An 18,086-nucleotide genomic window follows, 5' to 3' on the forward strand; every position below is an offset into this window, starting at 1 on the left:
GGGCTCTAGAAAGGAGGTATTCCAGCCGCACCTTCCGGTACGGCTACCTTGTTACGACTTAGCCCCAATTACCGGTTTTACCCTAACACGCTCCTTGCGGTTACATGCTTTAGGTACCCCCAGCTTTCATGGCTTGACGGGCGGTGTGTACAAGGCCCGGGAACGTATTCACCGCGTCATTGCTGATACGCGATTACTAGCGAATCCAACTTCACGGGGTCGAGTTGCAGACCCCGATCCGAACTGTGAATGGCTTTTCGAGATTGGCATCACATTGCTGTGTAGCTGCCCGCTGTACCATCCATTGTAGCACGTGTGTAGCCCCGGACGTAAGGGCCATGATGACTTGACGTCGTCCCCGCCTTCCTCTCTGCTTGCGCAGGCAGTCTGTTTAGAGTCCCCACCTTGACGTGCTGGCAACTAAACATAGGGGTTGCGCTCGTTGCGGGACTTAACCCAACACCTCACGGCACGAGCTGACGACAGCCATGCAGCACCTAGTTTCCTGTCCCGAGGGACGGATGCGTCTCTGCATCCTTCAGTAACTTTCAAGCCCGGGTAAGGTTCCTCGCGTATCATCGAATTAAACCACATGCTCCTCCGCTTGTGCGGGCCCCCGTCAATTCCTTTGAGTTTCACCCTTGCGGGCGTACTCCCCAGGTGGATGACTTAACGCTTTCGCTTGGACGCTTACGGTATATCGCAAACATCGAGTCATCATCGTTTAGGGCGTGGACTACCAGGGTATCTAATCCTGTTCGATCCCCACGCTTTCGTGCATCAGCGTCAATAACGGCTTAGACAGCTGCCTTCGCAATCGGTGTTCTGAGACATATCTATGCATTTCACCGCTACTTGTCTCATTCCGCCGTCTTCAACCGCATTCAAGCACTTCAGTATCAAGGGCACTGCGACAGTTGAGCTGCCGTCTTTCACCCCTGACTTAAAGTGCCGCCTACGCACCCTTTAAACCCAATAAATCCGGATAACGCTCGGATCCTCCGTATTACCGCGGCTGCTGGCACGGAGTTAGCCGATCCTTATTCTTTAGGTACATTCAGCCCACTACACGTAGTGGGGTTTATTCCCTAACAAAAGCAGTTTACAACCCATAGGGCAGTCGTCCTGCACGCGGCATGGCTGGTTCAGGGTTGCCCCCATTGACCAATATTCCTTACTGCTGCCTCCCGTAGGAGTCTGGTCCGTGTCTCAGTACCAGTGTGGGGGATTCTCCTCTCAGAGCCCCTAGACATCGTCGCCTTGGTGGGCCGTTACCCCACCAACTAGCTAATGTCACGCGAGCCCATCCATATCCTATGAATATTTAACTGCCTCCCGATGCCGGGTTGCAGTGTCATGCGGTGTTAATCCGGATTTCTCCGGGCTATCCCCCTGATATGGGCAGGTTGCTCACGCGTTACGCACCCGTGCGCCACTCTCACCATCGGTAGCAAGCTACCGATGGATCCCGTCCGACTTGCATGTATTAGGCCTGCCGCTAGCGTTCATCCTGAGCCAGGATCAAACTCTCCATTGTAAAATGAAGTGTAAGACCAAGACTATTTATAAAATAGAATTGTTGTCTTGTTAAATGTTTTCCTCCCGCTCCGGGATACCTGAATAAATTGATTTCTTAAATCTTTTCTTGTTCAGCTACCGTACTCTCGTACGGGTCGCTGCGCTACATGATCATTTAAAGAACTTATCGCGCCTGGGCATCTCGCTTCGGCTTTTTTATGTTGTTTCCCTTCCGCATCGGAAGGTCGCAATCTGTCATTTCTTTCGCTCCGGACATCGCGTCCCTCGCTGTTTCCCTTGGTTGGGACTGCAAAGGTAGGAACCTTTTTCGAAACCGCAAAATCTTTTTTAAAATAATTTTCGCGGCCCTTTTTTCGGTGGTCGGCATGGCCTGCAATCGTGCAGCTCTGCTTCCCTTTTCCTTCCCGTGTTTCTGTGGCCGTGGGGCCGTCCCTCCCTTGCGGAGTGGTGCAAAGATAGGGACAAAATACGTTCACTTCCAAGGGGGAGGCCAAAGTATTTTTACCGCCGCCAGCTAACTCGCTGTAGCATTGCCAGATAATTTTTCGAAAAGACGGGGAAATACCGCCAAAAGGGGGCAACCGGGAGGCTTCCCGGGCCATTCCATGGTCTTGGCCCATCCTCCCATCCCCTTGATCCCGGTCCAACACCCTCCCCTTTCCACCTGACCTCATTCGACCCACATTCCGAAAATTCGCAAAGCAAGCGACCAAATCCCCTGTGCGCCCTCGGGTACGCTCCGGCCGGTTTACCTGTTCTCTCCGGACCATTCCCGAACATGCCCCGAACGAGTCCCGAAGGAAACCTCCAAAAAAACACCTCAAATCAATCCATGATATAGGTACGGAGTACAGGTTTATTTGGCCTTCCTCTTTTTCGAGACTTTGGCCAGGGGATTATAATCTAGGCAGGTATTCAGCCAGAACTCAAAATCTTCTTTGTTTTTATAGCCTTCTGGATCAACGTAACAATAACCATCGAGCAGCTTACCGCGCATGACCATCGGCTGCACGCCACGTCTTTTGTTATACTCTTCTGTTTTTTGGGGGTCGAAACGGCACATCAATTGGTCATCACCCACATTGATGCACATTTTGCCATCGACTAAAAAAGCAATTCCACCGAACATTGCCTTCTCTTCAACTTCTAATGAGGTGTGTTCAGCAAGATATGCCCGGACCGAGTCAGCTAATCTTTCATCGTATGCCATATATATTATATAAGGGTAAAGCTGTCATGCAAAGAACCAATTCATCCTTCCTTAGCATTTCAGCAGGTATTTAGCATTACTTTTATTATCATTCATTGCCTCGAAAGCCTGAACGGCAGCTTGAAGGGAATATTCCTCAATACCCTTTACCTTGATAATACCTTTACTGACCTGTTCCAGTATCCTTTCAAGTTCCTTTGGATTAGGTCCTGAATTCAGCATGTGCGCATGGACCTGATATTCCTTAACCAAGGCGGCATCTGGTTCCTGAACTAGGCTAACGATCGTTGCATTCTTCTTTAATAAGGGAATCAATTTCTCCTGATCTTTCCCGCCAACCATATCGAGGACCAGATCAAAGGCAGGTAGGTCATTAAGGTAACCTTCATCCTTATAATCCAGGTAATGATCAGCGCCCAGGTCGAGTACATCAAACTTATACCGGGAAGAGCCGACCGCATAGACGGTTGCGTTTTTCTGTTTGGCAAACTGTACGGCGAAGGAGCCGACATTTCCAGAAGCACCTACGATCAGTACTTTTTGATCCGCAACTAATTTGCCGGCATCGAACAACCCATGCCAAGCGGCGAGAGCCGAAACGGGACAGGCAGCTGCCAAGGACATCGACATTCCAGTAGGCACAATACATATCTCGTCGGCCTTGACCACAAACTCCTCGGCAAATGCTCCGCCATATTTCTTAGGATTACCACAGACCAAGTCGCCCTTCTCCCATCCATTGAGGTCATCAGCCAGATCCACAACCTCTCCGGCGAACTCCGCGCCGGGGATAAAGGGAAATTTTAGCTGCGGCATGGGGATGGTTTTGTCAAGGACTTTGAGGTCGAAAGGAATTACCCCAGCAAAGCTTACTTTAATTTTCAGGGTGCCCGATTTTAATTCCGGAGCAGCTACATCGCTGTACTCCCCTTTGGATAAGCTTCCGAATTCATTATATACTATAGCTTTCATATCATTAAATAAGATAAAAGGATGGCGACTATTGTTTTCAATTTAACATTTTTGATTTAAAAAACCAGATGAAAACGAATTTTAAAGGCTAGCTATCAATTAATTATGATATTTAAATGTTAAATATTTCTTAAAATATTTGGATTATACGAAACGCTTCGTACATTTGAATACGAAAACATTCGTAGATACTAACAATCATCGTATGAAACCAACAGAAAGCGAAATGGAAATATTGCAAGTCCTTTGGAACAAGGGGCAAAGCAGTGTAAGGGACGTATTTGAAACCTTGGACAAAAAAGATGTGGGCTATACAACAATCCTGAAATTGATGCAGATCATGCACGACAAAGGGATGGTGACTCGAGACACCAGTTCAAAGACCCATCTATACAAAGCGAAATTGGTGAAGGAGGAAATCCAGGAAAAGATGTTGGACAGGATGATCGATTCGGTTTACAATGGATCGACTGCAAGACTTGTCATGCAGGCACTGGGAAATGAAAGGGCCAGCAAAGAAGAGCTTGACGAAATCAAAGCATTTTTAAAGAAACTTGAACAAAACTAGCCATGGAAAATCTAACACTCAATATAGGCAATGCATTAGGCTGGAGCATTCTGCATTCTATATGGCAAGCAGCAATTTGGTATATTATATATAGTATATATACACTTTCAAAATCAAACATCAGTGCCAAAGCGAAACATAACGCAGCATTAGGCACTCAGGTATCTATATTTATCAGCTTTATTGCGACTTTTATCTACTTCTTCCAAAACAGCAGTCAATTCATCGACCTAAGGACCTTAAATCCGGAAGACCTGAAAAACATTTTGGCCAACATACAACAGGATGGCTTTAGATTAGAAAGTCTATTACCTTATGTCGTGGCTGGATACATTTTTGGATTCATTGTTCAATTAATTTTGCTGACCAATAGCTTGATCCAATTGAAGAGGTTAAAATATAAAGGTCTGGACTCCATTCCGGAATCATGGACTAACCTATATTACCAAGCAAAAAAGAAACTTGATATCAGACAGTCCGTTGGAATCTATCTTTCCAATAAGATCAGCGTACCGATAACCTTGGGTCATCTGAGACCGTTTATCCTTTTCCCCATTGCTTATGCCAATAAAATGGAGCTGGCACAGGTGGAAGCTATCCTATTGCACGAACTGGCCCATGTAAAACGACAGGATTATCTGTTCAACCTATTGAAGGTCGGTATTGAAACGGTCATGTTCTTCAATCCATTTATCTGGGCCCTATCCAAAGTACTGGAAAGAGAAAGGGAACATGCATGTGATGACATGGTCGTAGAACATGTATCCACCCCTATTTCCTATGCCCAGGCATTGGTTGAGTTGGAAGAGTTGCGCATGAGCATGAATCCAAGTTTAACCTTGGCAGCTACCGGGAACAAAAATCATTTATTGATCCGAATTAAAAGAATCACCAAAATGGAAACTAATTATAAAAACGTAAGGCCGCAATTATTGGCTGTATTGCTTAGCGGTTTAGCTATACTAACCTTAGCGTTGGTTATCCCAACGAATGAGGCAAAGGCAGAGGAAATAAAGGATGATTGGAGTTGGACCGATCAATCGACTGATGTGATCATCGATACGGTAAAACCGCTAAGCCCGCAACCGGCACAGAAACCAGTTGTACCAGCCAAGGTAAAATCGGAGTTGGTCTATCAAGGGAACGTGATCCGGGACACCAATGAACTGCCTTTAGATGTCCGCAATACCATCAGGTCTGTACAGGAACAGGGCAAAAAGATCCAAGAATATTACAGTTCACCGGAATGGAAAGCCCAGGTAAAAAATATTGAAGAGCAAAGTAAAAAGGTAAGTGCCTATTTTGAAAGCCCAGAGTGGAAACAGCAGATGGCTAAAATTGAAAAGGAATCTGCCAAGGTAAAGGAACATTTCAATTCCCCAGAATGGAAGAGACAGATGGCCAATATCGAAAAGGAATCCAGCAAAGTGAATGAATATTTCAATTCTCCGGAGTGGAAAAAACAGATGGAAAGCATTCAAAAAGAGTCTGCCAATGTTTCGAAATACTTTGAAAGTGAGGATTGGAAGAGACAGATGGCCAACATAGAAAAGGAATCTGCCAAGTTGAAAGACCATTTCAATTCAGCTGAATGGAAAGGACAGATTCAAAAATTACAGGAGGACGGCAAAAAGATCCAAGAGTATTTCAACAGCCATGAATGGAAAGAAAAAACCAAACAGTGGAAAGAGCTGCAGGATTCAGAAGAATTCAAAGAGATCAACAAAAAATACCAGAAAGAACTCGAGGAGTTGAAAGCTAAAAAAGGACTTTCCAAAATTTAATATAGAAATCATTGTTTCGTTGTTTAGTTTAATAGGCCTCGCTCGAGGCCTTTTTTTATTTAATTTAGAGAATTTCATATTTTATGTATTATTGCAGACGGATGTAAACGGAATGGAATGGAATTGATTTATTACATTGATTTATTGGGGACCATGGTATTTGCCATTTCAGGTGCAATGGCCGCAAACCGATATGGGATCGATATTTTTGGTGCCACCTTTATGGGCTTTGTTACAGCAATTGGGGGCGGTTCGTTGCGCGATGTCTTCCTGAATATCCGGCCAGTCTGGGTAGAAGATGGAAATTATCTCATTGCCATCTTTGTAGGGGTCTTTATTTCCATTCTGTTCAACAAACATCTGGACAGTTTTGCCCGCACTTTGTTCCTATTTGACGCTTTAGGGATCGGTTTCTTTACGGTGGTAGGGGTTGAAAAATCTTTGGCCTATGAGAGCAGTGCGATGGCAGCGGTGATGCTGGGGATGTTTTCAGCCTGTATGGGCGGAGTGATCCGTGACGTGCTGATGAATGTCACCCCGCTGATATTGAGGAAGGAGATATATGCTTCGGCCTGCTTGGCGGGCGCCATAACCTATGTGCTGCTCACCTTTGTCCCGCTACACCAAAATTTGAACGCCTTTATCAGCGCAACGGTCGTGTTCGGCATCCGTTTCCTTTCGGTTCGTTACAATCTATCCTTACCAACGGTTCGGCCCATAAATTAATTTGTTAAGAAAAGCTATATTTTTAGTCCATTTATATTAAATCATTATTTATTCCGTTTAATTCAAATACCGAATAAATAATCATTCATGAACATAAAGAAACCATTGCTAGTTATCTTTTTGGGTTTAGGTCTATTGACTTCTTGCACAAAAGACGAAGGCTTTACGCCGGAACCTGATCAAGATTTTAGACAGGAGATGCGAAATTTTGTGATGGGGCTGAGTAAATATGCGAAACAATCGAGGCCTGAATTTTTGATCATACCGCAGAATGGAATTGAATTGGTCTCCCAAAGCGGAGAGCCTACTGGACCTGCGGCCAATGATTACCTTGCGGCGATTGACGGCAATGGACAAGAAGATCTATTCTTTGGTTATGACCAAGATGACCGGGCAACTGATCCGGCGGAAACCAATAGGCTGATCAAATATTTAAATATCTCAAAACAAGCTGGCAACAGCATTTTGGTCAGCGATTATTGCTCTACAGCTAAAAACATCAGCAATTCCTATTCTTGGAACCGGGAAAATGGCTTTATTTCCTTTGCGGCAACAGAACGGGAATTAAATATTATCCCAAAAATCGCTGTACAGGAGGAGAACAAACTGAACATCAAAAATCTTTCAGAAGCCAAAAACTTCCTCTATCTCATCAATCCGAATGGTTTTACTTCCAAGCAAGCGTTTATTCAGGCCGTAACGGCAACCAACTATGATGTACTGATCATGGATCTGTACTTTACGGATGGACAGAAATTCAATAATCAGGAAATTGCAGAGCTCAGGGAAAAGGCAAACGGCGGGAGTCGCTTATTGATCTCCTATATGTCCATTGGGGAAGCAGAAGATTACCGACCTTATTGGAATGCCTCTTGGCAAAAGAACCGGCCAAGTTGGATCGTTGCAGAAAACCCGGACTGGAAGGGGAATTTTAAGGTGAAATATTGGGATAAGGAATGGCAGTCCATCATCTATGGAAATGATAAGAGCTATCTGAGAAATATATTGGATGCTGGATTTGATGGGGCATACCTGGATATCATCGATGCCTTTCACTATTTTGAGGACCTGCAATAACCTATTAAAAGAAAAGCCAGATCTGGATCTGGCTTTTCTTTTATCTTTTCTTTTTCATTTGCGGAAAGGACATTTTGTAAGAAACTCTTATCTGTCCTTTTGAAATAGAATCTAATTTACCCTTTAACATGGCTTTTTTCAAAGGCCCCAGTTTGTCGATAAATAGTTTTCCTTCGATATGATCATATTCATGCTGAACAACACGGGCAGCCAAACCAGTCAACTCCTCTTCCTGTTCTTCAAAGTTTTCATCTAAATAATTGATGACAACGTCTTTCTTTCTCAATACTTCCTCATTGATATGCGGAATACTTAAACATCCTTCAGAGAATGGCCATTTCTCACCACTTTCTTCCACCAGGATGGGGTTGATGAAAACACGTTTAAAATCCTTTGCCGTTGGGTCACCCGGTCCGTCTTCATCATCTTCGCCAAAAGGAGTGGCATCAATGACAAACAATCGGATGGGCAAACCAATTTGCGGAGCTGCAAGGCCTACACCATTTGCTGCATACATGGTTTCAAACATATTATCTATCAATTGTTTTAATTCTGGATAATCCTCATCGATCTCTTCCGTTCTCTGACGCAAAACCGGATCTCCATATGCTACTATTGGTAATTTCATCTGTTATTGTTTACGGTACAAAGGTATTAATAATTTAGCACAGCTAGCATATTGAATGATTTGCCTTATTTTTGCAAGATGGAAAATCCAGCTACCAACAAGCTACTAGGCTATATTCAACAGGAGTTAGATCCTGATGCACATCAGGAAGAGCTGGAACATTATTCGAAACTCATCTGCCCTTCCCTATCCTTTGACATTTATGTCTACAAAAAGTTTATGGAAATACCGAGCACTTCGATGAAGAAATATATCCTGATTTCATTGGGACAGTTGGAGCAGGAGGATTCCAAAATACAGCACAGACTGAAAGTACTGGCCGGAAAGGCCAAAAAGCTACACGCACGGTCGACCGTGGTTGCGCGATTGGACAAAAACCAAAGTATGTCCTTTCTGGAGGAGCATCATTTGCAGGTGCCCTTGCCGGGCAAATATAGATACGGTCTTTTCTACGAAGGTGAGTTGGTTTCCATAGCGGTCTTTAGCGGCGGACGCCGGATGAAGGACAAACCAGAAGATTATCGTTCGTTTGAACTGTTACGTTTTTGCCATAAATCTGACCAGCTCATTATCGGGGGGCTCTCCAAATTGATCCAAGCCTTTATCAAGGATTTCCATCCAGGCGATATTATGACCTATGTGGACAAGGATTGGTCCCAGGACTCATCGCTCAAGACCATTGGATTCCAGGAAATGGGATCCCGAGAAGGTGCGAGATTTTGGATTGCCGAGCAGCAGCAGCATCTGATAGAAAGTGAGGAGCAGTTGTTGGAAATGGCTGAGAACCATCCCAATGGTTATCTATCCCAGAATTCAGGAAGCATTAAATTAGTATTGGCTGTTTAAAAACAGCTTTATTTTATTATATTTATTGCTTAATCAATCGAAATTTATTCCTTATGAAACGAAAACTTCGCATGGGCATGGTCGGTGGTGGAAACGATGCCTTTATAGGAGCTGTACACCGAATTGCTGCCTTTATGGATGGCAAAATAGAATTAGTATGTGGTACATTCAGTATAAATAGAGAGATTTCTTTACAATCGGGCGAGGACTTATTTGTTCCTGAAGAAAGAGTCTATTTGACGTACCAAGAAATGATCGAGAAGGAATCACAGCTTCCAGAAGGAGAGCGCATGGACTTCGTGACGATCGTAACACCGAACTTTTTGCACTTTGAACCAGCAAAGCTTGCTTTGGAAAATGGTTTTGATGTTGTAGTTGAAAAACCTATGACCTTAAACCTAGAAGAAGCATTGGAATTGCAGGCGATTGTGGAACGTACAGGCCGTACACTATGTTTGACGCATACTTATTCTGGCTACCCAATGGTAAAACAGGCTAAGGCTATGGTTAAAGATGGTCACTTTGGCAAGATCCGCAAAGTATTGGTTGAATACCCTCAAGGCTGGTTAAGCCGTTTGACGGAGCGCGAAGGAAATGCTGGCGCAGCATGGCGTACAGACCCGAAACGTTCTGGAAAATCTTTGGCCATGGGTGATATCGGTACACACGTAGCCCACTTGGCTGAATATGTGACTGGACTTAGGATCACGGAGGTTTGTGCTGATTTGACTTCATTTGTCGAAGGCCGCCAATTGGATGATGACGGTTCAGTATTGTTGCACTTCACCGAAGGTGCTAAAGGGGTGTTGACGGCTTCGCAGATCTGCGCTGGAGAGGAAAATGCAGTAAGAATGCGAATTTATGGCGAAAAAGGTGGTTTTGAATGGGCAAATGAAGACCCTAACAACCTGATCGTGAAAATGTTGGATCAGCCGAGACAGTATTACCGTACTGGAAATGCCTATGCAGCACCATTTACCTTGAGTTCATTTGCAACTCATAACACTAGAATTCCAGCGGGTCACCCTGAGGGATTATTGGAATCGTTTGCCAATATCTACCGTAATTTTGCCGCAACTGTAGCGGCTAAAAAGGACGGTAAAACCCCTACTCCGGAGCAATTGGATTTCCCGAATGTAAACGATGGAGTTCGCGGTATGGCATTTATTGATACCGTTGTAGCTAGCAACGCAAGTAATGAAAAATGGACCAAGTTCGTGATATAACCCATATTCAAGAACTTATTGAATCTATACATCAGGCGGAAGAGTTTCTTTCGCCTGATTTTCTTTTGATCATTTTAGGGCCTACGGCCTCCGGAAAGACCAAATTGGCAGTCAAACTAGCCCAAGCCATGAACGGAGAGATCATTTCTGCCGATTCCAGGCAAGTTTACAGGCAGTTGGACATCGGTACGGGAAAGGACCTGATCGAATACCAAGATATCCCCTACCATCTTATCGATATTGTTGATCCACATGAGCATTATAATGTGGATTTGTTCAGGGAGGCCTTTCAACAAGCATTTGTAGAAATCCGAAGTCGAAAAAAACTTCCCATCCTTTGTGGAGGTACCGGTTCATATATACAGAGTTTATTGCAAGAGCAGCCCTATAGTCAGATCCCTAAGGATAAGGACCTGCAAAATGAGCTTTCCTTATTGCCAAAAGAGACCCTCATAGCGAGGATAAAGGAATATAGCATTCCTGAAGATTTCAATATAGACTGGAACAGCCATAAGCGATTGGTCAGGGCCCTGGAAATATTGATCTACCTGAAAGACCATCCTAAGCCGGAAGTGGAAGTTAATACCGTTAAGGATTTTTTGATCCTAGGGCTATCGCCCGATCGAGAAACAAGGAGAGCAAGGATAGACCAACGCCTGGAAACCAGGATGGAGGAAGGTTTGTTGGCTGAAGTTGAAGGACTATTGGCCCAAGGGATCAGCCATGAACAATTGCAATGGTTTGGACTGGAGTATAAATATGCTTCTTTGCATTTGCAGGGCGAATTGACCATGGAGGAATTCAAGGAAAAGCTAAGGACAGAGATCCATCGGTTTGCGAAGCGGCAGATGACCTACTTTAGGAAAATGGAGAAAGATGGACTGAAGATCCATTGGATAGACCTGTTATAAAGTAAAAAAGCTGGTTGCGGAATGCAACCAGCTTTTTTTACAATTTTATTTCTTCGTCTTTGGAGTTAAAGAAGTGGAATTCGGTCAAATGATATGAGCTCATTTCCTTCACTTTAATCCATTTCCAATATTTTAGAAACCATTTCATTCTTCTGGAGATAAAACCAGATTTGATGTAGGCAGCGATATAAGGGTGTACACAAAGGGTAACCCCGACTTCGTTCTGTTCCTGAAGAATAAAACTCAAATTGTTTTCAATATCATCCAATAAAACGATACTGGATCTAATTTCGCCGGTTCCGTCACAAGCAGGACACTTTTCATTGGTCACAATGCTCATTTCAGGTCTGACTCTTTGCCTAGTGATCTGGACTAATCCGAATTTACTAGGAGGGAGAATGGTATGACGTGCTCTGTCGCTGGCCATACATTCCTTCAAGAAACCATACAGTTCTTTCCGGTTGGAGGCTTTGTGCATATCGATAAAATCGATGACGACGATGCCACCCATATCCCTCAGCCTAAGCTGACGGGCAATTTCTTTTGCTGCTTCCTTGTTTACAAGGAGCGCGTTATCTTCTTGATTTTCTTTGTTGGCAATCCTGTTTCCGCTATTGACGTCGATGACGTGGAGTGCTTCGGTGTGTTCAATCACCAGGTAGGCACCACCTTGCAGGTTTACAGTTTTGCCAAACGACGCCTTAATTTGCTTTTCTACTCCGAAATGGTCGAAGATAGGTTCTTTTCCTTTATAGAATTTGACTATCTTTTCCAGATCCGGAGAGATCTCTTGAATATATGATTTTACTTCCTCGTAGATTTCATTATCATTAACATAGATATGAGTAAATTCATCGGTGAGGATATCACGCAGGATGGTGGACGCTCTGTCCAACTCACCCAGTACTTTCTGAGGGGGTTCAGCTGTTTTAAGGCGTTTGGTAAACAATTCCCATTTGGAGATCAGGTCAAGAAGGTCTTTTTGGAGTTCATCAACTCCCTTACCTTCGGATACCGTACGGATAATGACGCCGAAATTTGCAGGTTTAATGCTCTCTACAATTTTCTTGAGTCTATTTCTCTCGGCACTGCCTTTGATCTTTTTGGAAATGGAAACCGAACTTGAAAATGGTACCAGGACGACGAATCGACCAGCGATGGATAAGTCGGAACTTAACCTTGGTCCTTTAGTCGAGATAGGTTCTTTCGCTATCTGTACTGGCAATAACATGTTACGGCTTAAAACATCAGATATTTTTCCAGCCTTGTCAATGTCCTTTTCAAGCTTCAAACTATTGAGCAGTTTCTCTTGATAACTGCCATTCTTTACTACCCTTGTTAATTTGATCAAGGATTGTACTTGAGGCCCTAAGTCGAGGTAATGCAGGAAAGCGTCTTTTTCGTAGCCTACATCTACGAATGCGGCATTCAGTCCGGGCATGATTTTCTTTACTCTCCCTAAGTAAATATCACCCACGGCATAATGATTGCCAGCTTGTTCCCTGTTTAGTTCAACTAGTTGTTTGTCCTGTAGTAAAGCAATAGTCACCCCCTTATCGGGGACTGAATCGATAATTAATTCCTTTACCAACAGCTACTTAATTAAGGACAGTTGTGGACTCGCTCCACAACGAATGTTGTCCGGTTAAACATAAAACCGTTTAATGAAAAAAAACAATCTATGATGATGGATAATCGATCATAGATTGTATCACATGATTTATAAGGCTAATGCCCTATAACTATTTTTTCTTGTGTCTATTTTTTCTTAAACGTTTTTTACGTTTGTGAGTAGCCATTTTGTGTCTTTTTCTTTTTTTTCCGCTTGGCATAGCTTTAATGTTTTTAAATGATTTTAAAAAAAATTGTTAATTACTTACTTAGTTCTTCAATCCTGCGATCGATGAACTGGGAGAGACTAGGATCGGCAGCCAGTTCTTTGCTCTTTTGGAAAGCAGCAATAGCTTCGTTCTTCATCCCTATATTTTCATAGCCTGTTGCCAAATAAAAATATGCTTCGGCATCAGGTTTTTGTTCAATTACAATTTTGAAACGATCGATTGCTCGGTCGAATTGACGAGACTGTAATGAGAACAAACCTAAGGTTTTGTTAGCCTCCAGGTTTTTTGGATCAGCTTGAACAACTTCTCTCAAGATAGCAATACCAGCCATCGGGTTGTTGGTTCCAGTAACCATTGCTGCCCCTAATCCTGTTTTTGCATCTAAGCTCGAGCCGTTTAAATTTACAGCTTTTTGATAAACTTCAATAGCTTTCTGGTTTAAGGCACTTGCTAGGACGGTATCTTGAAGATTAGTATATCCTTTACGGAAATTGTCTCCAGATTTCAAGTAGAACTCAAATTTAGGGTCAATCTTAGCCATTTCCTCATAGATATAAGCTTGAGGAGCAGGTTTTTCCACGTCGTTCCATTTATCAGCAAGTTGCTGGTAGATTTTCACGCGTTCGGAACCTTCTGCTTTATTGGCTTTTGCCTCTAGATCTGTGATTTCATTGACAATAGCTGGGTTCAATCCACGCTTAGCCGCTTCAGATACAGAACTCAGATTAAACTGAGATGCAGCAGCTTCAGCTTGAGAAGTTGTAGCTGCTGCATTTTTTTCTTCTTCATCTACCAAGCCCTTCACAGGTTTAAACAATAGGAATCCAATAACAAGGACTACTGCTGCTACAACGATGATCTGGATTTGCTTGGTGTTTTTCATGAAAATGAATTATTTCTTATTTCCGTTCTTAACTTTCTCTACAAATACTTTTGCAGGTTTGAAGCTAGGCACGTAGTGCTCAGGAATGATAATAGCTGTGTTTTTAGAAATGTTACGTGCTGTCTTTTCAGCTCTCTTTTTTACTACAAAACTTCCAAAACCTCTTACGTACACATTCTCACCGCCAATCATAGCGCTTTTAACTACTTTGAAGAATGCTTCAACGGTTTCTTGTACATCAACCTTCTCTAAACCAGTCTTGTTAGAGATCTCTGCAATAATTTCTGCTTTAGTCATATCTATTTTTACTCTAATTAATCTATACCCTAAGCCTATCAGCCCGTTTGGGGATGCAAAAGTATCTTTTTAAAATGAGTAATGGAAATATTTTTGTGATTTTTTAAAATCCAAACCACTATCATTCAATGATTTAGTACAACACTCCCCAATTTTACATTTCAAAAGGCTTGCAAAGCTACAATTATTTTATTGACTATCAAAGTATTAATGAACTTTCTGAACACAATATTTCTCCTATATGACGAATGTCAGCTTCTGAGTGTAAAGCAGATACAACAACCCGATTTAACAGGGGACTTGTCGCTAATGGATATGGAAAACTTGATATCACAATGTTTTTCTGCAACAGATGCTTGTAAAGTAACGGCTGGGTCGAGCTGAAAACCGGAAATTTCTCTATATGGTTCAATGAAGTTTCTCGGGTAATCGATGCCAACAAACTCGTATTGGATTGCATCCTTTCAAAAGCTTTTTCATAAAGATCTTGCCCATGAACCAGCGCATAGAGTGCTGCCGGTGCTGTCGGCGAAGCTCCATTGAAAATAGGATGTTTCTTGATTTTTTCTACAGTGCCCTTGTTTCCAAAAACAACTCCGGCATCAGTTCCAAGACCTTTTGCCAATGATGCTAAAACAACGATTTCGATATTGTCGAATTTCAAAGCTGATAGATCAGCTGAAACTTGGTTCTTCTTTAAAATGCCGATCCCATGGGAGTCATCCAAGATCAAGAGAACCTTTTTGTCTGGCTTTATTTCCCTGAAGATAGAAAAATCAAAATGTAAAGGGGTTAGGTTATCAATACAATTGGAAATTACCAGGACATCATCATGCTCGGCATCATTAATAAATTCAACCGTGGCCTTAGCCCACTCGTCAAAACTCCCATCCACTAGAGGAGTTTCATCTAGCCATAGTGCGGGGTGGCTTCCTGGCGCGTAAAGAACGGTCTTGCCTTTAGAGAGGGCACGAACCGCCACCTGCCCAGCAAGATAACCACTCGAAAGCAAGGCTGCCGCTTCAAAGCCAAAACGATCTGCCAAATGGCACTCAGCTTCCTGATAGATTCCTAGTTGGACATTGTTGGTCCTGGAGGTTCCATTATTGAGCCCAAGCAGGTCGATCCCTTTTTTGTAAAGTTCGATGTATTCTGGATTATCCAGTAATCCAAGATAAGCCGTACCACCAAAAAAGTGGTAATCCGTACCGTCTAGGCTAATAATTCTTCCTGTAGTTTGTTGAAGATTTCTAAAGGAGGTCATGGCAAATGTTATCAGAAAGCAAATGTACAAAAACCTTTCAAACTCCCATTTTTACGATTCATCCTTTATTTCCAACCGTTCAGCTATTTATTGTTTTCCTTTTGTTTGAATAGGCTTAAAATTGAAATAAAAACTGCTCATGAAACCATTAATAGCCCTAGTCCTGTTCATCCTTATTTCCACGAGTTCAAAGGCACAAATCATTAGCGGAAAAGTAATTAACACGAAAAGAAAGCCTATTTCTAATGTAAATGTTTTTATAGTCGGCAGTTATGACGGAGCATCAACAGACTCCCTTGGTGGATTTTCTTTCAAGACTGAAACAACAGGAAAACAAGTTTTGCAATTCAGTTCGGTTGATTACATAGGCAAATCTCTTGAAATTGAGATTGTAGACAATCTTTTTATCGAAGTCAGCATGGCTGCAGAGGACAATCAGATCGAGGCAGTGACGGTCAGGGCAGGGCAGTTGAGCGTTGGGAACCAGAACGGCGCAGTTCTTTCACCGTTGGATATCGTAACGACAGCGGGGAGCATGGGAAATATTGTGGCGGCCTTAGGAAAATTACCTGGAGCTCAGATTGCAGGGGAAAACGGCAGGCTAATGGTTCGGGGTGGCGATCCTAGCGAGACCCAGACTTACATCAATGGCATACTGGTCGGCCAGCCCTACACCGCATCAGCCAATGGCGTTCCGGTTCGTGGCCGCTTCTCCCCTTTCCTTTTCAAAGGGACCAACTTCTCCACAGGAGGTTATGGTGCGGAGTTTGGAAATGCTCTTTCAGGAATACTGAATCTGACAAGCTCCCAGGTTATTGAAGAGCCTAAAACTGAACTTTCCTTTTCTACAGTGGGTCTAGGGCTGAGCAATTCGCAGAAATGGGGAAACAGTTCCCTGAGCCTAAATGCCAGTTATACCAATCTCAAGCCATATAACAGCTTAATCAACCAGAACATTACTTGGCATAAACCTTATGAGCAAGCTTCTGGAGAGGCCATCTTCAGAAACAAGGGCAAACATCATTTTTTTAATCTCTATGCATCGTTTGCTGCTGAAGACTTCAGTTTTACGGATTATAGCGTTCAATATTCCCAGGATATCAAAACTGCGATCAAGTCCAACAACTATTATCTGAACAGCAATTTAGTGTATTATCTGCCTTCAAACTGGAAATTGGAAACAGGTTTAGGGATAAGCTATCTAGACCGCAGCTTGCATTTCCATGAATTCACCATACCAACAAAGGAAAAAGGGAGCCATGCTAAGGCCTTGTTCAAGAAGAATGCGAATCGATGGAATTTCATGTTTGGAGCAGAACATTTTTACAATGCGGTCGATGAAAAGTTCCAGCAAAACAAAGACAATCCCTTTTCTTACGGATTCAATCGGTCTAATGCAGCTGTATTCACGGAAGGACAATATAGGCTGTTTTCAAAAATGACCTTAGACCTTGGCTTGAGATATGTAGACAACTTCAAAAACCAGCGTTTTCTGGAGCCAAGGGCAGCATTGGCTTATATTCCATCAACAAACCACATGCTTTCTCTCTCCTATGGCAAATATCATCAGGATCCTAATCCGGACATTTTCAAGTTCGACACAGACCTGAAATGGCAATCAGCAGAACATTATATTTTCAACTACACCTTCAATCAAAAAGGGCAGATGCTGCGCTTAGAAGGCTTCCTAAAAAACTATCACGACCTAATTACCTATAACAGCTTAATTCCGCAATACAACTCAACCTTTGCCAACAATGGCTACGGAAAAGTAAAGGGAATCGACTTTTTCTGGAAGGATAGCAATACCATCCCGAACCTTCAATATTGGATATCTTACTCCTATACCGACCCCAAGAAACTCGAAAGGAACTACGAATATGCCGTGCAGCCAAGTTATTTGGCCAAGCATTACTTCTCCATCGTTGGTAAATATTGGGTATCCAGCTGGCGATCCCAGGTTGGCCTGACAAATACCTACATTTCAGGAAGACCATATAACAATCCCAACCTAAGCGGATTTATGCAATCGATGACCAAAGCTCAAAATGACCTATCTTTCAGTTGGTCATTTCTATTGACCCAGCAAAAAATCCTTTTTTTCTCTATCACCAATATCTTGGGAAACAAACCCATCTATGGTTATGAGTATAGCCCATCTCGCAACGCTACAGGACAGTTCGAAGGGCGTGCCATGATTCCAACCGCCAAAAGATTTGCATTTGTAGGCTTCTTTTGGACCATCAGCAAGAACAAAAAAGACAACCAATTGGATCAATTATAACCGTTCATCCAGTGAATTCAACAGTTCATC

Annotated in this window: 15 protein-coding genes and 1 rRNA gene; 8 read left to right on the forward strand and 8 right to left on the reverse strand. The window is 42.9% G+C overall.

Annotated features, from left to right (window positions below):
* Window positions 1-9: 9 nt before the first annotated feature.
* From NMK93_RS18625 to NMK93_RS18635, 3 genes are all read right to left on the reverse strand, one after another.
* Window positions 10-1,537: ribosomal RNA gene (locus NMK93_RS18625) — 16S ribosomal RNA — on the reverse strand.
* A gap of 858 nt (window positions 1,538-2,395) precedes the next feature.
* Window positions 2,396-2,749 carry a TfoX/Sxy family protein gene (locus NMK93_RS18630; RefSeq protein WP_185212653.1) on the reverse strand — a complete coding sequence of 118 codons (354 nt, stop codon included), beginning with the start codon at window positions 2,747-2,749 and terminating at the stop codon, window positions 2,396-2,398.
* 51 nt (window positions 2,750-2,800) lie between these two features.
* Window positions 2,801-3,721 carry an NADP-dependent oxidoreductase gene (locus NMK93_RS18635; RefSeq protein ID WP_254526925.1) on the reverse strand — a complete coding sequence of 307 codons (921 nt, stop codon included), beginning with the start codon at window positions 3,719-3,721 and terminating at the stop codon, window positions 2,801-2,803.
* A 205-nt stretch (window positions 3,722-3,926) separates the two neighbouring features.
* On the opposite strand from NMK93_RS18635, the gene NMK93_RS18640 reads away from it, so the two are divergent.
* The 4 genes from NMK93_RS18640 (at window position 3,927) to NMK93_RS18655 (ending at window position 7,876) form a co-directional block, all read left to right on the forward strand.
* The gene (locus NMK93_RS18640) at window positions 3,927-4,289 is read left to right on the forward strand and encodes a BlaI/MecI/CopY family transcriptional regulator (protein ID WP_185212655.1); all 363 of its coding nucleotides are present in this window, start codon (window positions 3,927-3,929) and stop codon (window positions 4,287-4,289) included.
* 2 nt (window positions 4,290-4,291) lie between these two features.
* The gene (locus NMK93_RS18645; RefSeq protein ID WP_254526924.1) at window positions 4,292-6,073 is read left to right on the forward strand and encodes a M56 family metallopeptidase; all 1,782 of its coding nucleotides are present in this window, start codon (window positions 4,292-4,294) and stop codon (window positions 6,071-6,073) included.
* A 117-nt stretch (window positions 6,074-6,190) separates the two neighbouring features.
* Window positions 6,191-6,799 carry a trimeric intracellular cation channel family protein gene (locus NMK93_RS18650; RefSeq protein WP_185212657.1) on the forward strand — a complete coding sequence of 203 codons (609 nt, stop codon included), beginning with the start codon at window positions 6,191-6,193 and terminating at the stop codon, window positions 6,797-6,799.
* Window positions 6,800-6,886: 87 nt separating this feature from the next.
* On the forward strand, window positions 6,887-7,876 hold the full coding sequence (locus NMK93_RS18655) for an endo alpha-1,4 polygalactosaminidase (protein WP_254526923.1): 990 nt from the start codon (window positions 6,887-6,889) through the stop codon (window positions 7,874-7,876).
* Window positions 7,877-7,916: 40 nt separating this feature from the next.
* On the opposite strand, the gene def is transcribed toward NMK93_RS18655, so the two are convergent.
* A complete protein-coding gene (gene def, locus NMK93_RS18660) occupies window positions 7,917-8,504 on the reverse strand; it encodes a peptide deformylase (RefSeq protein WP_185212659.1) in 588 nt (195 codons plus the stop codon).
* A 78-nt stretch (window positions 8,505-8,582) separates the two neighbouring features.
* On the opposite strand from def, the gene NMK93_RS18665 reads away from it, so the two are divergent.
* From NMK93_RS18665 to miaA, 3 genes are read left to right on the forward strand one after another with little or no spacing between them, the layout of a single operon-like run.
* Complete coding sequence (locus NMK93_RS18665) at window positions 8,583-9,350, forward strand: hypothetical protein (protein WP_254526922.1); 768 nt, start codon at window positions 8,583-8,585, stop codon at window positions 9,348-9,350.
* Between the two features lie 53 nt (window positions 9,351-9,403).
* Window positions 9,404-10,576 (forward strand): Gfo/Idh/MocA family protein, encoded by a 1,173-nt coding sequence (locus NMK93_RS18670; RefSeq protein WP_254526921.1) that lies wholly within the window; start codon window positions 9,404-9,406, stop codon window positions 10,574-10,576.
* Window positions 10,555-11,487: a tRNA (adenosine(37)-N6)-dimethylallyltransferase MiaA gene (gene miaA, locus NMK93_RS18675; RefSeq protein ID WP_254526920.1), complete on the forward strand. Its 933-nt coding sequence runs from the start codon at window positions 10,555-10,557 to the stop codon at window positions 11,485-11,487. Before NMK93_RS18670 ends, miaA begins: the two co-directional genes overlap by 22 nt.
* A 37-nt stretch (window positions 11,488-11,524) precedes the next feature.
* Here the strand turns inward: miaA and NMK93_RS18680 are convergent, their stop codons facing one another.
* From NMK93_RS18680 to NMK93_RS18700, 4 genes are all read right to left on the reverse strand, one after another.
* Entirely contained in the window at window positions 11,525-13,078 is a 1,554-nt protein-coding gene (locus NMK93_RS18680; RefSeq protein ID WP_185212663.1) for an Rne/Rng family ribonuclease, read from the reverse strand.
* 281 nt (window positions 13,079-13,359) lie between these two features.
* Window positions 13,360-14,211 carry a tetratricopeptide repeat protein gene (locus NMK93_RS18690; RefSeq protein WP_254526919.1) on the reverse strand — a complete coding sequence of 284 codons (852 nt, stop codon included), beginning with the start codon at window positions 14,209-14,211 and terminating at the stop codon, window positions 13,360-13,362.
* Between the two features lie 9 nt (window positions 14,212-14,220).
* Window positions 14,221-14,508, reverse strand: coding sequence for an HU family DNA-binding protein (locus NMK93_RS18695; protein ID WP_093099732.1), 288 nt, complete (start codon window positions 14,506-14,508; stop codon window positions 14,221-14,223).
* Window positions 14,509-14,707: 199 nt separating this feature from the next.
* On the reverse strand, window positions 14,708-15,772 hold the full coding sequence (locus NMK93_RS18700; RefSeq protein WP_185212665.1) for an 8-amino-7-oxononanoate synthase: 1,065 nt from the start codon (window positions 15,770-15,772) through the stop codon (window positions 14,708-14,710).
* 139 nt (window positions 15,773-15,911) lie between these two features.
* Between NMK93_RS18700 and NMK93_RS18705 the strand changes: the two genes are divergently transcribed.
* Window positions 15,912-18,056, forward strand: coding sequence for a TonB-dependent receptor (locus tag NMK93_RS18705; protein WP_254526918.1), 2,145 nt, complete (start codon window positions 15,912-15,914; stop codon window positions 18,054-18,056).
* The last annotated feature ends 30 nt before the right edge of the window (window positions 18,057-18,086 follow it).

The organism is Sphingobacterium sp. LZ7M1 (assembly GCF_024296865.1).
GTDB lineage: Bacteria > Bacteroidota > Bacteroidia > Sphingobacteriales > Sphingobacteriaceae > Sphingobacterium.

Bases quoted from the DNA above. Each gene is read 5' to 3' on its own strand.
- NMK93_RS18695 (WP_093099732.1), bottom strand. From the start codon at position 14,508: ATGACTAAAGCAGAAATTATTGCAGAGATCTCTAACAAGACTGGTTTA.
- NMK93_RS18705 (WP_254526918.1), top strand. From the start codon at position 15,912: ATGAAACCATTAATAGCCCTAGTCCTGTTCATCCTTATTTCCACGAGT.
- NMK93_RS18655 (WP_254526923.1), top strand. From the start codon at position 6,887: ATGAACATAAAGAAACCATTGCTAGTTATCTTTTTGGGTTTAGGTCTA.
- NMK93_RS18690 (WP_254526919.1), bottom strand. From the start codon at position 14,211: ATGAAAAACACCAAGCAAATCCAGATCATCGTTGTAGCAGCAGTAGTC.
- NMK93_RS18670 (WP_254526921.1), top strand. From the start codon at position 9,404: ATGAAACGAAAACTTCGCATGGGCATGGTCGGTGGTGGAAACGATGCC.
- NMK93_RS18700 (WP_185212665.1), bottom strand. From the start codon at position 15,772: ATGACCTCCTTTAGAAATCTTCAACAAACTACAGGAAGAATTATTAGC.
- NMK93_RS18635 (WP_254526925.1), bottom strand. From the start codon at position 3,721: ATGAAAGCTATAGTATATAATGAATTCGGAAGCTTATCCAAAGGGGAG.
- NMK93_RS18640 (WP_185212655.1), top strand. From the start codon at position 3,927: ATGAAACCAACAGAAAGCGAAATGGAAATATTGCAAGTCCTTTGGAAC.
- NMK93_RS18665 (WP_254526922.1), top strand. From the start codon at position 8,583: ATGGAAAATCCAGCTACCAACAAGCTACTAGGCTATATTCAACAGGAG.
- def (WP_185212659.1), bottom strand. From the start codon at position 8,504: ATGAAATTACCAATAGTAGCATATGGAGATCCGGTTTTGCGTCAGAGA.
- NMK93_RS18645 (WP_254526924.1), top strand. From the start codon at position 4,292: ATGGAAAATCTAACACTCAATATAGGCAATGCATTAGGCTGGAGCATT.
- NMK93_RS18650 (WP_185212657.1), top strand. From the start codon at position 6,191: ATGGAATTGATTTATTACATTGATTTATTGGGGACCATGGTATTTGCC.
- NMK93_RS18630 (WP_185212653.1), bottom strand. From the start codon at position 2,749: ATGGCATACGATGAAAGATTAGCTGACTCGGTCCGGGCATATCTTGCT.
- miaA (WP_254526920.1), top strand. From the start codon at position 10,555: ATGGACCAAGTTCGTGATATAACCCATATTCAAGAACTTATTGAATCT.